At 67.4% G+C, this 13,974-nt stretch carries 11 protein-coding genes and 2 pseudogenes; 11 read left to right on the plus strand and 2 right to left on the minus strand.

Annotated elements, in window-relative coordinates:
- Nucleotides 1-79: 79 nt before the first annotated feature.
- From CV1CTNOD_RS11230 to CV1CTNOD_RS28255, 8 genes and pseudogenes are all read left to right on the plus strand, one after another.
- The gene (locus tag CV1CTNOD_RS11230; protein WP_131786058.1) at nt 80-1,234 is read left to right on the plus strand and encodes an acyl-CoA dehydrogenase family protein; all 1,155 of its coding nucleotides are present in this window, start codon (nt 80-82) and stop codon (nt 1,232-1,234) included.
- A 10-nt stretch (nt 1,235-1,244) separates the two neighbouring features.
- The gene (locus tag CV1CTNOD_RS11235; RefSeq protein ID WP_131786059.1) at nt 1,245-2,879 is read left to right on the plus strand and encodes an acyl-CoA carboxylase subunit beta; all 1,635 of its coding nucleotides are present in this window, start codon (nt 1,245-1,247) and stop codon (nt 2,877-2,879) included.
- Between the two features lie 5 nt (nt 2,880-2,884).
- On the plus strand, nt 2,885-4,870 hold the full coding sequence (locus tag CV1CTNOD_RS11240) for a biotin carboxylase N-terminal domain-containing protein (protein WP_131786060.1): 1,986 nt from the start codon (nt 2,885-2,887) through the stop codon (nt 4,868-4,870).
- Complete coding sequence (locus CV1CTNOD_RS11245; RefSeq protein ID WP_131786061.1) at nt 4,867-5,631, plus strand: enoyl-CoA hydratase-related protein; 765 nt, start codon at nt 4,867-4,869, stop codon at nt 5,629-5,631. Before CV1CTNOD_RS11240 ends, CV1CTNOD_RS11245 begins: the two co-directional genes overlap by 4 nt.
- On the plus strand, nt 5,631-6,428 hold the full coding sequence (locus CV1CTNOD_RS11250) for a TIGR03084 family metal-binding protein (RefSeq protein WP_131786062.1): 798 nt from the start codon (nt 5,631-5,633) through the stop codon (nt 6,426-6,428). The genes CV1CTNOD_RS11245 and CV1CTNOD_RS11250 overlap by 1 nt, the downstream gene beginning before the upstream one ends.
- Nucleotides 6,425-8,242 carry an acyclic terpene utilization AtuA family protein gene (locus CV1CTNOD_RS11255; RefSeq protein ID WP_131786063.1) on the plus strand — a complete coding sequence of 606 codons (1,818 nt, stop codon included), beginning with the start codon at nt 6,425-6,427 and terminating at the stop codon, nt 8,240-8,242. The genes CV1CTNOD_RS11250 and CV1CTNOD_RS11255 overlap by 4 nt, the downstream gene beginning before the upstream one ends.
- A gap of 362 nt (nt 8,243-8,604) precedes the next feature.
- Nucleotides 8,605-9,138, plus strand: coding sequence for a GNAT family N-acetyltransferase (locus CV1CTNOD_RS11260; protein ID WP_431607099.1), 534 nt, complete (start codon nt 8,605-8,607; stop codon nt 9,136-9,138).
- Nucleotides 9,139-9,146: 8 nt separating this feature from the next.
- A pseudogene (locus tag CV1CTNOD_RS28255) lies at nt 9,147-9,422 on the plus strand (ABC transporter ATP-binding protein); the annotation flags it as partial.
- Nucleotides 9,423-9,432: 10 nt separating this feature from the next.
- Here the strand turns inward: CV1CTNOD_RS28255 and CV1CTNOD_RS11265 are convergent.
- Nucleotides 9,433-9,642 carry an acyl-CoA dehydrogenase family protein gene (locus tag CV1CTNOD_RS11265; RefSeq protein WP_131786064.1) on the minus strand — a complete coding sequence of 70 codons (210 nt, stop codon included), beginning with the start codon at nt 9,640-9,642 and terminating at the stop codon, nt 9,433-9,435.
- A 373-nt stretch (nt 9,643-10,015) separates the two neighbouring features.
- On the opposite strand from CV1CTNOD_RS11265, the pseudogene CV1CTNOD_RS11270 reads away from it, so the two are divergent.
- The 3 genes and pseudogenes from CV1CTNOD_RS11270 (at nt 10,016) to CV1CTNOD_RS11280 (ending at nt 12,738) form a co-directional block, all read left to right on the plus strand.
- Nucleotides 10,016-11,184: pseudogene (locus tag CV1CTNOD_RS11270) on the plus strand (thiolase family protein).
- 57 nt (nt 11,185-11,241) lie between these two features.
- Nucleotides 11,242-12,003, plus strand: a complete 762-nt coding sequence (locus tag CV1CTNOD_RS11275) for a 3-hydroxyacyl-CoA dehydrogenase (protein ID WP_131786065.1) — start codon at nt 11,242-11,244, stop codon at nt 12,001-12,003.
- A gap of 30 nt (nt 12,004-12,033) precedes the next feature.
- Nucleotides 12,034-12,738: a TetR/AcrR family transcriptional regulator gene (locus tag CV1CTNOD_RS11280; RefSeq protein WP_207386354.1), complete on the plus strand. Its 705-nt coding sequence runs from the start codon at nt 12,034-12,036 to the stop codon at nt 12,736-12,738.
- Between the two features lie 186 nt (nt 12,739-12,924).
- Here the strand turns inward: CV1CTNOD_RS11280 and CV1CTNOD_RS11285 are convergent, their stop codons facing one another.
- A complete protein-coding gene (locus tag CV1CTNOD_RS11285; RefSeq protein ID WP_165485449.1) occupies nt 12,925-13,626 on the minus strand; it encodes a pentapeptide repeat-containing protein in 702 nt (233 codons plus the stop codon).
- Between the last annotated feature and the right edge of the window lie 348 nt (nt 13,627-13,974).

The raw sequence follows: 13,974 nt of genomic DNA on the forward strand, positions 1-13,974 counted from the left end.
GTTGATGGGTCCGTGGCCTATAAGGCATGATCGCTCCTCCTTTGGTTCGCTAGTCAATGAATAATCACTTGGAGACGGTGTGGAGTTCGGTGAGGACGCGGAGCTGCAAGCTCTGCGGGAGACGGTCGCGGCGATCTCCAAACCGTTCGGCGGCGCTTACTACACCGAGCACTCGGAAGCCAGGAAGCCGACCAGCGAGGTGTGGGCGGCTCTCGCCGAAGCGGGCTTCATCGGCGTGAATCTCCCGGAGGAGTATGGCGGCGGAGGCGGTGGCATCGTCGAACTCGCCGCCGTCTGCGAGGAGAGCGCAGCCCAGGGGTGTCCACTGCTGCTCCTGCTCGTCTCGTCGGCGATCTCAGGAGAGGTGATCTCCCGCTTCGGCAATGAGGAGCAGAAGCAACGCTGGTTGCCGGGCCTCGCCTCCGGCGCCCACAAGATCGTCTTTGCGATCACCGAGCCCGACGCCGGCTCGAACACCCACAAGATCGCGACACGGGCTGTCCGGGACGGCGACGACTGGCTCCTCACCGGCCAGAAGTACTACATCTCCGGCTTCGACGAGGCTGCCACCGTGCTGGTGGTGGCCCGTACCGGCACCGACGAGGCCACCGGCAAGGCACGCCTGTCGCTGTTCGTCGTGCCAACTGACGCGCCCGGCCTGACCACCCACCCGCTGCCGGTGGCGGTGCAGGTTCCCGAACGGCAGTTCACGCTCTTCTTCGACAACGCCCGAGTCGCCTCCAGCGCGCTCATCGGCGAGGAGGGGGACGGGTTCCGGCAGGTCTTCCACGGCCTGAACCCGGAGCGGATCACCGGCGCCGCGCTGTGTGTCGGCATAGCCCGGTACGCGCTGGGCAAGGCTGTCGACTACGCGCGCAACCGACAGGTGTGGGAACATCCGATCGGCGCGTACCAAGGGATTTCGCATCCACTGGCGAAAGCAAAAATCGAAACTTCTCTCGCCGCGTTGATGACGCAGAAGGCCGCATGGGCACATGATCATGGTTTGCCCGCGGGCGAACCCTCGAACATGGCCAAGTACGCCGCCGCGGAGGCCGCGCTCGCAGCCGTGGACCAGGCTATTCAGACCCACGGCGGCAACGGGATGGCTGTCGAGTACGGCCTGGTGCCGTTGTGGGGACTGGCCCGTGTGCTGCGCATCGCGCCGCTCAACCGGGAGATGATCCTCAATTACGTCGCGCAGCACAGCCTCGGCCTTCCTCGGTCGTACTGAGGGGATACATATGACGATCACCGCTACACACCCCAGGGCAGTCGAAGGCACACCTTTGAGATCCCGTCTCGACACGACGTCGGATCTGTACCGCACCAACCGTAAAGCCCAGTTGAAGAACCTGGCCGAACTCGACGAGCAGCTCGAGCTCGCGCGGGCGGGAGGCGGGCAACGTTACCGGCAGCGCCACCATGAAAGGGGCCGGCTGCTGGTGCGCGAACGGATCGAGCTGTTGCTCGATCGCGACGCACCATTCCTGGAGCTGTCCACGCTGGCCGCATGGGGAAGTGAGTTCACCGTCGGGGCGAGCGTCGTCTCCGGCATCGGGGTGGTCTCCGGTGTCGAGGTACTGGTTCTCGGACATGATCCGACCGTGCGCGGCGGCGCGATGAACCCCTACTCGCTGAAAAAGACGCTCCGCGCTCTGGAGATCGCCCGGCGCAATCGCCTGCCTGTGGTGAATCTCGTCGAGTCCGGTGGTGCCGACCTGCCGAGCCAGGCCGACCTGTTCGTCCAGGCTGGAAAGATCTTCCATGACCTGTCCGAACTCTCGGCGATGGGCATCCCCACCATCGCGCTCGTATTCGGTAACTCCACAGCGGGCGGCGCATACGTACCAGGTATGTGTGATTACACGGTACTTGTGGATCAACAGGCCAAAGTGTTTCTCGGGGGCCCGCCGCTGGTCAAGATGGCGACCGGCGAGGAGTCGAACGACGAAGACCTCGGAGGCGCCGCGATGCACGCTCGCGTCTCAGGGCTGGCCGACCATTTCGCCGTCGACGAGCAGGACGCAATCCGCATCGGCCGGCGCATCCTGTCCGAGATCAACTGGCGGAAGAGCGGTCCCGGTCCGAGCCTGCCGGCTGATTCGCCCCTTTACGATTCCGAAGAGCTGCTCGGGATCGCGCCAGCGGACTTCCGGGTTCCGTTCGACCCGCGTGAGGTTCTTGCCCGGGTTGTCGACGGCTCCCGGTTCGGCGAGTACAAACCCGACTACGGCACGAGCATCGTGACCGGCTGGGCCTCCATCCACGGCTTCCCGGTCGGGGTGCTGGCCAACGCCAACGGCGTCCTTTTCAGCGAGGAGGCCAAGAAGGCGTCGGAGTTCATTCAGCTGGCCAACCAGGCGGACACGCCGTTGGTATTCCTGCAGAACACCACCGGGTACATGGTCGGTGCGGTCTACGAGCAGGGCGGCATCATCAAGGACGGCGCCAAGATGATTAACGCCGTCACCAACAGCACTGTGCCGCATCTGACCATCAACATGGCCGCGTCGTTCGGCGCAGGCAACTACGGCATGTCCGGTCGGGCGTACGACCCGCGGCTGATGTTCGCCTGGGTGGGAGCCAAGTGCGCCGTCATGGGTGCCACCCAGCTCGCCGGTGTGTTGTCGATCGTCGGCAAGGCCGCGGCCGAGGCGGCCGGCCGGCCGTTCGACCAGGACGCAGATGATCAACGTCGGGAGGCGGTCGAACGCCAGATCAGCGCCGAGTCGCACTCGTTCTTCATGAGCGGCAAGCTGTACGACGACGGTGTCCTCGACCCCCGCGACACCCGCACGGTGCTCGGTATCGCTCTGTCTGCCGCTCATTCGGGCCCGATCGAGGGGCGCCGCGGTTACGGCGTCTTCAGGATGTGAGTCTTGTGGTCACGAAGCTGTTGATTGCTAACCGCGGTGAGATCGCCTCGAGGATCATCCGCACCGCCCATGACATGGACATCGCCACGGTCGCGGTCTACTCCGACCCGGACACCGATGCCCCGTTCGCCAGCGAGGCCGACGAGGCGATCCGGCTGCCCGGGGCGACACCGACCGAGACATACCTCAGGGGCGACCTGGTGATCGCCGCCGCGCAGCGCGCGGGGGCCGACGCGATCCACCCCGGCTATGGTTTCCTGTCGGAGAACGCCGATTTCGCCAGGGCCTGTGCCGACGCGGGCATCGTGTTCGTCGGACCGCCTCCGGAAGCCATCGAGGCGATGGGGTCGAAGACCAGGGCGAAGGAGCTGATGGACAAGGCCGGGGTGCCCGTCCTGCCCGGATTGGTCATCGACTCCGAGCTTCTCTCCGACAGCGACCAGCTCTCTCAGGCCGCGGCGGACCTGGCGTTCCCGCTGCTGGTCAAGGCCGCCTACGGCGGTGGCGGACGCGGCATGCGGATCGTCCGCCAGGTCGGTGAGCTCGCGGAGGCGGTCGCCGGCGCGCAACGCGAGGCGGCCTCGGCATTCGGGAACGCGACCGTGTTCCTGGAGCACTATGTCGAGCGCCCCCGTCACATCGAGGTGCAGATCTTTGCCGACCGGCACGGCAACGCGGTGCATCTGTTCGAGCGGGAGTGTTCCATCCAGCGGCGCTACCAGAAGATCATCGAGGAGGCTCCTTCGGTCGCCGTCGATGACGAGCTGCGCGACCGCCTCGGCTCGGCCGCGGTCGCGGCCGCCAACGCGATCGGCTATGTCGGCGCCGGGACGGTGGAGTTCGTACTCGACCAGCACGGACAGTTCTTCTTCCTCGAGGTGAACACGCGGCTGCAGGTCGAGCATCCGGTCACCGAGCAGATAACCGGCCTCGATCTCGTCCGCGCCCAGCTCCTCGTGGCCGAGGGAGCGCCTCTGCCCGACGACCTGCGCCGGGCGCGCATCACCGGCCATGCCATCGAGGCCCGGCTGTACGCCGAGGACGTCCCGGCCGGGTTCCTGCCTGCGACCGGGACGGTGCACCGTTTCGAGGTTCCGGCGCTGGAGGGGATCCGCGTCGACAGCGGGATCGCCGACGGATCGGTGATCGGCGTCCACTACGACCCGATGCTTGCCAAGATCATCGCTCATGGTCCGACCCGTGGCGACGCGATTCGTCGCCTCGCCCGGGCTCTTGCCCGGACCCGTGTCGACGGCGTGACCACCAACCGTGAGCTTCTGGTGGCCATTCTGCGGGAGGAGGAGTTCCGCGCCGGCGCTATCGACACGGGCTATCTCAGCCGGCACGACCCGGTGACGATGGGTTCGCCCGTCCTCTCCGAGGACGTCCTCGCGACCCACCTGCTGGTGGCCACACTCACGGCCGCCGCGCAGCGCCGGGCGAACGGAGTGCTTCCGACGCTGCCGTCCGGGTGGCGCAATGTTCCGACCGAGCCCCAGCGCAACGTGCTGGAGGTGTCCGGCCGGCCGATCGAGGTCCTGTACCGCCAGCACGGTGATCGCGTCGATGCCAGCGTGGACGGCCGCGCGGTGGAGGCACTGGTCCACCACATCGGCTCCGAGCGGTCCGACGTCACCGTCGGCGGCGTTCGCTCGACCATTCACGTGACCCGCAGCGGGACGGTTTTCCATCTCGACGGCCGCGGCGGCTCTACCGTGGCACGGGAGGTTCCACGGTTCGTCGAACCAGGCGCGAGCGTCGCGGCGGGTTCGTTGATCGCACCCATGCCGGGCACGGTCGTTCGGGTCGCCGTGGAGGAGGGCGAGGCTGTTACCGCGGGCGACGTGGTGCTGGTACTGGAAGCGATGAAAATGGAGCATACGGTAACCGCACCCCAGGACGGCGTGGTGGTGGAGATCAACGCGCGCCAGGGCCAGACCGTCGACGGCGGCTACGTTCTGGCTGTGCTCGCCGCTGGCGAGCAGTCATGACAGCACCGGTCACCTACGTCCTGGACGGACCGGTGGCGTGGCTGACCATCGACCGACCGGACACGCGCAATGTGCTGTCGGCCGATGTCAGGCAGGGCCTGAGCGACGGTATCGCCAGGTTCAACGCTGACGACGCGGCGGCTGTCCTCGTGCTCACCGGTGCGGGGGATCGGGCGTTCTGCGCTGGTGGCGACCTGAAGGAAATGGCCGACGGCGCCCTGCGGGTACCCCCACCGGACTACGTGCCGCAGATCGGCCGGAACATCCACGTCGGCAAACCCGTGATTGCCGCGGTCAACGGTGTGGCATACGCCGGTGGTTTCCTGCTGACGCAGTGCTGCGACCTCGTGATCGCCGCCGACGGCGCCAAGTTCGCGATCACCGAGGTCAAGGTCGGCCGTGGTGCACCGTGGGCCGCACCCCTTCCCTACCTGCTGCCACCGCGCATCGCCATGCAGATGCTGATAACCGGTGACCCGCTGTCCGCGCAGCGCGCCTACGACCTCGGTCTGGTCAACGAGGTCGTAGGCGGCGAGTTCCTGCGTCCCCGGGCGCAGGAACTCGCCGAAAGGATCGCGGCCAACGCCCCGCTGTCGGTCCGTGCCGCCAAGCAGACCGTCGGCCTGCTCGCCCAGCTGCCGTTGTCCGAGGCCTACGACGAGGCGGAGCGGATCTGGGAGCCGGTCTACCTCAGCCAGGACGCGCAAGAAGGACCCCGGGCGTTCAGCGAGAAGCGCACGCCGGTCTGGACCGGGCGCTGATGGCGGCCGATGTACGGTCACTGCTGGCTGACCTGGCCGCCGAGACCGAGGAGCTGACAGCCCTCCTGCGTGGCCTTGACGAACCCGGCTGGCGGACGCCGACGCCGGCCGCCGGCTGGGACATCAGCGACCAGGTCAGCCACCTGGCGTATTTCGACGACGTGACAACGCTCGCCGCGACCGACCCGGAGCGCTTCGACGTCGAGGCGAAGAAGCTGACCGATCTCGGTGACGACTTCGCCGCGCACGTCGCCCGCTGGTACCGGGACCGCTCCGGCAGCGAGCTGCTCGGATGGTTCGAACAGGCGCGGGGCACGCTGCTGGAAACACTGGCCTCGGTCGAGGCCGGGACGAAGCTGCGCTGGTTCGGTCCTCCGATGAGCGTCTCGAGTTCTGCCACCGCCCGCCTCATGGAGACCTGGGCGCATGGGCAGGACGTCGCCGACGCCCTGGGGGTGCAACGCCGGCCGAGTGCCCGGCTCCGCCACATCGCGCACCTGGGTGTCGCGACGGTCGGTTGGAGTTTCGTCGTCCGACAGCTCCCCCCGCCCGACAGGCCGATCCGGATCAGTCTCACCGCCCCCGATGGCTCGCGCTGGCAATGGGGGCCTGAGGATGCGGCCGATGCTGTCACCGGTCCGGCTCTCGACTTCTGTCTGCTCGTCACCCAGCGCCGCCACCACGCGGACCTCGACCTACAGGCCACCGGAGCCGCCGCGACCCGCTTCCTCGAGATCGCCCAGGTCTTCGCCGGGCCGCCGGGTGCCGGTCGTCCTCGGAACGGAGAACACCCATGACCGCACCGGTAGCACAGCGGCGTCCGATACGCATCGCCAACTGCTCGGGCTTCTACGGAGACCGTATCGATGCCGCGAAGCACATGGTCGACGGCGGTCCGATCGACGTGCTGACCGGCGACTACCTCGCCGAGCTCACGATGCTGATCCTGTGGAAGGCCCGGCAACGCGACTCCGAAGCCGGGTACGCCCGCACGTTTCTCACCCAGCTCGAACAAGTACTCGGCACCTGTCTGGACCGCGGCATCAGGATCGTCACCAATGCCGGCGGTCTCAATCCTCAAGGCCTGGCCGAGAAGGTGGCCAAGGTCGCCGCAAGTCTCGGTCTGTCTCCCCACGTCGCCTATGTCACCGGTGACAACCTCGTGGACCGGATCGGAGCGCTGCAGGCGGCCGGCGAACCGTTCGAGAACCTCGACACCGGACGCAAGCTCGCCGAGCTGGGCGTGGAGCCGGTGACCGCCAACGCCTATCTCGGTGGATGGGGCATCGCCGCCGCGCTGGAGTCGGGAGCCGACATCGTCGTGACGCCTCGGGTGACCGACGCCTCTCTCGTGCTCGGCCCCGCGGCCTGGTGGCACCGTTGGGAGCGGACCTACTGGGACCAGCTCGCGGGAGCGGTCGCGGCGGGTCATGTGATCGAATGCGGTCCGCAGGCATGCGGCGGCAACTACTCCTTCCTTTCGGAGATCACCGACCGGCGGTATCCGGGGTTCCCCATCGCGGAGGTGGCCGCCGACGGCAGCAGCGTCATCACCAAGCATGCCGACACCGGTGGCCTGGTCTCGATCGGCACGGTTACGGCTCAACTGCTCTACGAGATCGCGGGACCCGCGTACGCCAACCCCGACGTCATCGCCCATTTCGACACCGTCGAGCTGTCGCAGGAAGGTCCGGACCGGGTGCTGCTGCGCGGCACCCGGGGCAGCGCCCCGTCGGACCGGCTGAAGGTCGCCGTGAACTACCTCGGCGGATACCGCAACACGATGACCCTGGTCATCACCGGCCTCGACATCGAGGAGAAGGCCGCGTGGGCCCGCCAGGAACTGTTCGACCTGCTCGGCGGCGAAGCGGCCTTCGACGCCGTCGACGTGCAACTACTGCGATTCGATCATGAAAATGCCGATGTCAACGCGCTGGCGACCGCGCATCTGCGGATCACGGTCAAGGACCGTGATCGTGTGCGCGTCGGCCGGGCGTTCTCGGACGCGACCATGGCTCTCCCCCTGGGGGGCTACGCCGGTTTCCACACCACGACACCACCCACCAGCGAAAGCGCGTACGGCGTCTACTGGCCCACGCTCGTCAGCCGAGACATCGTCACCCAGCGTGTCGTGCTCGGTGACGGCTCTGAGCTCGTCATCCCGCACAGTCCGTCGGAGCCGGAGACGAGGTGGCCCGAATCCGCATCCTGGCAGACCTCGCATCCCACCGCAGGGGATCTCGCCGGCACGACCGCCCGTCCCGCGGACACGAGCGAAAGGGTGCGTGTCCCGCTCGGACGTCTGGTCGGCGCACGCTCCGGGGACAAAGGCGGTAACGCGAATGTGGGTATCTGGGCTCGTGACGATGCCACCTACGGCTGGCTCGTCGCCGAGCTGACCGCGGAGAAGCTCGTCGACCTGGTACCGGAAGCCTCCGGACTGGTGGTGCACAGATACGAGCTGGCAAATCTACGTGCCCTGAACTTCGTCATCGTCGGGTTGCTGGGAGAAGGAGTCGCCTCGGCGACACGCCCCGATCCGCAGGCGAAGGGCCTCGCCGAGTATGTACGTTCGCGCCACATCGACATACCTGTCGATCTCGTTCGGTAGAAACGATCTCGTTCGGTGGGAACTCGCCGGGAACATGGAACGACGCGTCCATCGCGATGTTCTCCGCGGTGCCGGTGAGCTCGTCCACCGTCTCGCAGCGGACGGCGACCAGTAGCGCGTGGCAGGTCGGCCACCGCGCCGACAGCGGGTGCCGGAGCCAGCCCCGGCGTGCTGAGGAGCACGCCGGGGCTGTCCTGCGTTACACGTCACTTCAACGTGCAAGAAATTGAGTGCGAAAAACGACTGCCGTCACGACCGTATGTTTCCTCGGTCTCATGATTCGACGATCTTCGATGAAACGGTCGACGACGGCCGGTTCCGCAGCGTGCGATCAGAAGGGGCAGGGTGTGGAACTGCGTCCGCTGCTCGTCGACGGCTGCGTCACGGTTCGCCCTGGCGGCCCCGCGGACGTCACCGTGTTACGAATGATCCTCGCCGAGGAGTCGGTGGCCTGCTGGTGGGGGGAACCCGCGTCCGCCGAGGAGGTGACGGCCGACCTGCTCGGTGACAGCGGCACGGTCCTGCTGGTGATCGAGGTGGCCGGTCAGGTCGCCGGTGGTGTCCAGTACGCCGAGGAGAACGACCCACAGTACCGTCACGCGAGCATCGACATCTATCTCAGCGGCCGGTTCCAGGGCCGGGGTGTGGGGACGACGGCGGTCGGGCTGGTGGCCCGTTTCCTGTGCGGGCGGCGGAGGCACCATCGGCTCACGATCGACCCGGCCGCGGCCAACACCCGGGCCGTTCGCTGCTATGAGAAGGCCGGTTTCCGTCCCGTCGGCGTCATGCGCCGCTACGAACGCGGACCGGACGGTCTTTTCCGCGACGGGCTCCTCATGGACCTGCTCCGCGAGGATCTGATCGCGGAAAGTGAAGGCATGTCCTCTCCTGCGTGAAGCTCGGTAACGGCCGCCGGATCGGCCCCATCGGCATGTCCTAGGAGAAGGACGAGGTGACGATGGCGGTGGAGCAGGCCGATGTCGACGCTGGTCACAGCGACGGATAGACCTCCGAGAACTTCCGTGGGATAGTGCCGCAGCTTCAGCTTACGCCGGGTCTTCCGCAGCGCACCGCGGTCCGGCGCCGCCAGGATCGGGTGATGATCATCCTGCACACCCTGCCACCGGCCGGGCAGCGCGAGATCGTGTCGAGCCTGACGCCCGAGGGGCGGGCTCGTTGATCACGGTATGCTAGCGGAAGTCGTCCTGGCCTGCCCCGCCGTACTCCTCGGGGGCGGCCAGGCCCAGTAGCCCCTGCGTGCCGGCGGTGGTCCACACCGTCCGGTCGATGAGGTGCTCCTCGTCCCAGCGTTGCTGGTGCGGGGTGACCTCGCGGGCGACGAACTCCCAAGCGACGGCCCGGAAGTCCTCGTGGTCCTGGTCGTAGAGCGTGCGCTCCACAGCGGAACTCCTCGGTCGGGGTATCAAGATCGTACTTACCGATCGCTAGAAATATAGGGCTGACAGGCTGAAGGGTCAATAGCCCTGTGGCAGGAAAGATTCTCCCTGGTTCTTGGCTGTGATCGTGAATTTGATCATTGGACGCGCTCATTCCGGCTGATCGCGGGATTGCACCCGCTGCTTGACGCACAAGGCTGCCGGAGCCTACCGTCCCTGTTTAGCGATCGATAAATAAGCGATCGTCGCTGTGAGGGGGATGGCGGTGGCGGACGGAATCCCGGGGGAGCGGGCCGACGGCCACGCCGGTCCCGTCCCGGCTTGGCGAGCGCAACGCCGGGCCGCTGCTGACGCCCCACCGGTGAAAGGACCGCAGATGAACGACGCCGTGATCATCGATGTGGTACGTACCGCGTCCGGTAAGGGCAAGCCGGGGGGCGCGCTGTCCTCCGTCCACCCGGTGGACCTGCTCGCGGGCGTGCTCCAGGCGCTCATCGAACGCACCGGCCTCGACCCAGCGCTGGTCGATGACGTGATCGGTGGCTGTGTCTCGCAGGCCGGCGAGCAGGCATTCAACATCACCCGTACCGCGCTGCTCGCCGCCGGGCTGCCCGAGTCCGTACCCGCCACCACCGTCGACCGCCAGTGCGGCTCCAGCCAGCAAGCGGTGCACTTCGCCGCGCAGGGCGTGCTCGCGGGCGCCTACGACGTCGTCATCGCCTGCGGTGTGGAGTCGATGAGCCGGGTACCGATGGGGTACACCGCGCAGGGGCAGGACACCGCCGGGGTGTTGCTGGGCCGGCGTTACCCCGAGGGCCTGATCCCGCAGGGGGTGTCCGCCGAGCTGATCGCCGCCCGGTGGAAGCTGGACCGCCAGGAGCTGGACACCTTCTCGGCCCGTTCCCACCAGCTGGCCGCGGCCACCGCCGCCGCCGCCGGTGGTTTCGACCGGGAGATCGTTGCCGTGGGCGACCACCGGGTGGACGAGACCGTACGCCCCGGTACCACGGTGGAGGGACTGGCCGCGCTGAAGCCGGCCTTCACCGGCGTCCCCGCGGCCGGGCGTTTCCTGGAGATCGGCTGGCACATCACGCCCGGCAACTCCTCCCCGTTCACCGACGGCGCCTCGGCCGCCCTCATCGTCAGTGCCCCCACCGCGCAGCGCCTGGGGCTGCGTCCCCGGGCCCGGTTCCACTCCTTCGCCGTCACCGGCTCGGACCCGGTACTGATGCTCACCGGTGTCATCCCGGCCACGCAGAAGGTCCTGGCCCGCGCCGGGCTTTCCATCGACGACATCGACGCGTACGAGGTCAACGAGGCGTTCGCTCCCGTGCCCCTGGTGTGGCAGCAGGAGCTGGCCGCCGACCCGGACAAGCTCAACCCCCGCGGTGGCGCGATCGCGCTCGGCCACCCCTCGGTGCCTCCGGCACCCGGCTGCTGACCACCCTGGTCAACCAGCTGGAGGCGACCGGCGGCCGGTACGGGCTGCAGACCATGTGCGAGGGCGGCGGCATGGCCAACGCCACCATCATCGAACGCATCTAGTTGATCCAACACATCAGGCCACCAAGGAAAGATCGTATTCTGTGGGAGGAAAGTACCGTGAACATCGAAGGCAGCGTCGCGTTCATCACCGGTGGGGCCTCCGGCCTGGGCCTGGCCACCGCACAGCGGCTGCTCGACGCCGGGGCCTCGGTGGCCCTGGTGGACCTGCCGTCGTCCGACGGTGCGGCGGTGGCCGCCAAGCTCGGTGACCGCGCCGTGTTCGCTCCCACCGACGTCACCAGCGAGCGGGACGTCGCCGCGGCCCTCGACACGGCCGGGCGGCTCGGGGACGTCCGCATCGCCGTGAACTGCGCCGGTGTCGGTACCCCGGGCCGGGTGCTGGGCAAGGACGGCCCGCTCTCGCTCGAGCTGTTCGCCCGTGTGGTCCAGGTCAACCTGATCGGCACCTTCAACGTCATCCGTCTGGCGGCCGAGCGGATAAGCGGCAACGAGCCCGTCGACGGCGACCGCGGGGTCATCGTCAACACCGCGTCGGTGGCCGCGTACGACGGCCAGATCGGGCAGGCCGCGTACGCCGCGTCCAAGGGCGGTGTCGTCGGTCTCACCCTGCCCGTGGCCCGTGACCTGGCCGGCCGGCAGATCAGGGTGGTCACCATCGCTCCCGGTCTGTTCGAGACCCCGATGCTGGCCTCGCTCCCGGAGGAGGCCCGCAAGTCCCTGGGAATCCAGGTGCCGCATCCCAGCCGGCTCGGCCGTCCCGAGGAGTACGCCGCCCTCGTCCAGCACATCGTCGAGAACCCCATGCTCAACGGTGAGGTCATCCGCCTGGACGGCGCCATCCGCATGGCCCCCCGATGATTTCCCCGATGATGCGTTGAGGAGTCCCGCGTGAGCACGGCACCGGAGCCGCAGGCCGGTGCTGTCCAGCGGTGGCGCGAGTACCCACCGCTGGACCTGCACCCCGTACTCGTGCATGCCATGGAGGCGTTCAACGAGCACGGCTACCACGGCACGTCGGTGCGCGACATCGCCCGCCGGGTCGGGGTCACCGTCCCGGCGCTGTACTACCACTACGAGAACAAGCAGGCCCTGCTCGTCACCCTGCTCGAGACCTCCATGCGTGATGTCCTCGACCACTGCCGGGCCGCGGTGGCCGAGGCCGGTGACGACCCGGTCGCCCGCTTCTCGGCCATGATCGAGTGCATCGTGCTCTTCATGGCCAACCGTCGCGGCCTTGCCTTCCTCGACACCGAGATCCGCAGTCTCGAGCCGGAAAACCGGGCCCGGTACGTCGCCCTGCGTGACTATCTCGAGTACATGCTGCTCGACACCGTCGAAGCGGGCATCGCCCAGGGCCACTTCACCACCCCCATCCCGGCCGATGCCAGCCGGGCGGTCCTGACCATGTGCCAGGGCGTGTCCAACTGGTACTCCTCGGACGGGCCCCTGTCGCCCGAGGCGATCGCCGAGCGTTACGTCCTGCTCTGCCTCGGCACGGTCGGCCATACCGGTAGCCCCAGCCTGGGCCGGGCAGCCAGCGCACAGCGTAGCCGTCCGCGGGCGGGTACAGGCGCCCGCAGCGCTTCTTCATGATCCAGAAAGGCGCAGGGACACCCCAGGAGCCGGGGTGTCCCTGCGCCCACATACCCTTCGAACAGCACACGAAGCAGGATCGACGTGGTCCCGATCCCCATGAAGTAAATTCCGATCAGTCCTACCCTGAACAGGGCTACGGCGAGCAGGACGGCATCCCTTCGGCCGGCTGAATTCGGCTCCTGATCAGTGGCGTTCGTCGTCGACTGTGATGCCGGACGCCGCAAAAAGCATCATCGCCACGTCCATGAGCTGCTCCGTACCGATGACCGCACCGGTCAGCGACTCGGTTCCTTTCAACTCCCGCAGTCTGGACCCGTGCAGACGGACATCGCCCGCCAGGGACGACGTGGAGAGATCCGCCGAAGAAACGTCGCTGTCGTGGATGCGCAGATTGGTGATGCTGGCACCGTACAGATCGAGCTCGCGAAGGTCGCTCTCCCGGAATTCCAGGAACCTGCCCTCGACCATGCGCAGGTTCACGACGTCCATTTTGCAGTTGCTGAACAGGACGTCCGCGAGCCTCGCGCCACCGAAGACCATGCCGCTCAGCCGGCACCTGTGAAACTCGACAGCATTCATTTTGCTGCCATGCAGGATCACTCCGGACAGATCACAGCCGTCGAAGACGACGTTACGACAGTGCAGGCGCCTGAAGGTCCGGCCGGTAAGCCGGGCAGACCGCAAGAGGGAGTTCGTCAGTTCGACGTCGACAAGAGGCTCCGCGGGAGTCGGCTGCCGCCCGTCCGCGGGGGACTCCACCAGGACGCCGTCCAGAAATGTTTCGCTGGAGATATCGCCATCGAACAGAACCAGCTCTTCGGGCAGACGGACCGCATGGCGCTCCCTGCGCGCTTCCCTGCGACCACCGCCGGACTGTACAGGCACGACCGGAAGTCTACCGCCGGCGGCTCGACCGATCTTTTTCAACCTCGAGCTCGCCCGGGGACGATGATTCCTCGCTGGCGCAAGAGAAAGGCTGCCTGCCGCAAGAGAAAGACAGCGCAGGGTAGGAGCCCGTTCACGGCAGGGTCGGCCGCTCGCCGAAGTCGGACGGCCCGCCCGTGAAGGCTGACTGTCCTCGGCCCAGGGCTTGTGCTGCCCGTCGGCCGTACGCCGGGCCCCCGGTATTTCGATCACGCGGTATTTCGATCAGCATTGGGTGTTGTGAATGGCTGGCTTCCTACCGCATACTTCTACAATGACCCGTGCTCCATCTCACACTGACGAAAAGAC

Source organism: Protofrankia symbiont of Coriaria ruscifolia (assembly GCF_900634745.1).
GTDB classification, from domain to species: domain Bacteria; phylum Actinomycetota; class Actinomycetes; order Frankiales; family Frankiaceae; genus Protofrankia; species Protofrankia californiensis.

Bases quoted from the DNA above. Each gene is read 5' to 3' on its own strand.
- CV1CTNOD_RS11235 (WP_131786059.1), top strand. From the start codon at position 1,245: ATGACGATCACCGCTACACACCCCAGGGCAGTCGAAGGCACACCTTTG.
- CV1CTNOD_RS11245 (WP_131786061.1), top strand. From the start codon at position 4,867: ATGACAGCACCGGTCACCTACGTCCTGGACGGACCGGTGGCGTGGCTG.
- CV1CTNOD_RS11250 (WP_131786062.1), top strand. From the start codon at position 5,631: ATGGCGGCCGATGTACGGTCACTGCTGGCTGACCTGGCCGCCGAGACC.
- CV1CTNOD_RS11255 (WP_131786063.1), top strand. From the start codon at position 6,425: ATGACCGCACCGGTAGCACAGCGGCGTCCGATACGCATCGCCAACTGC.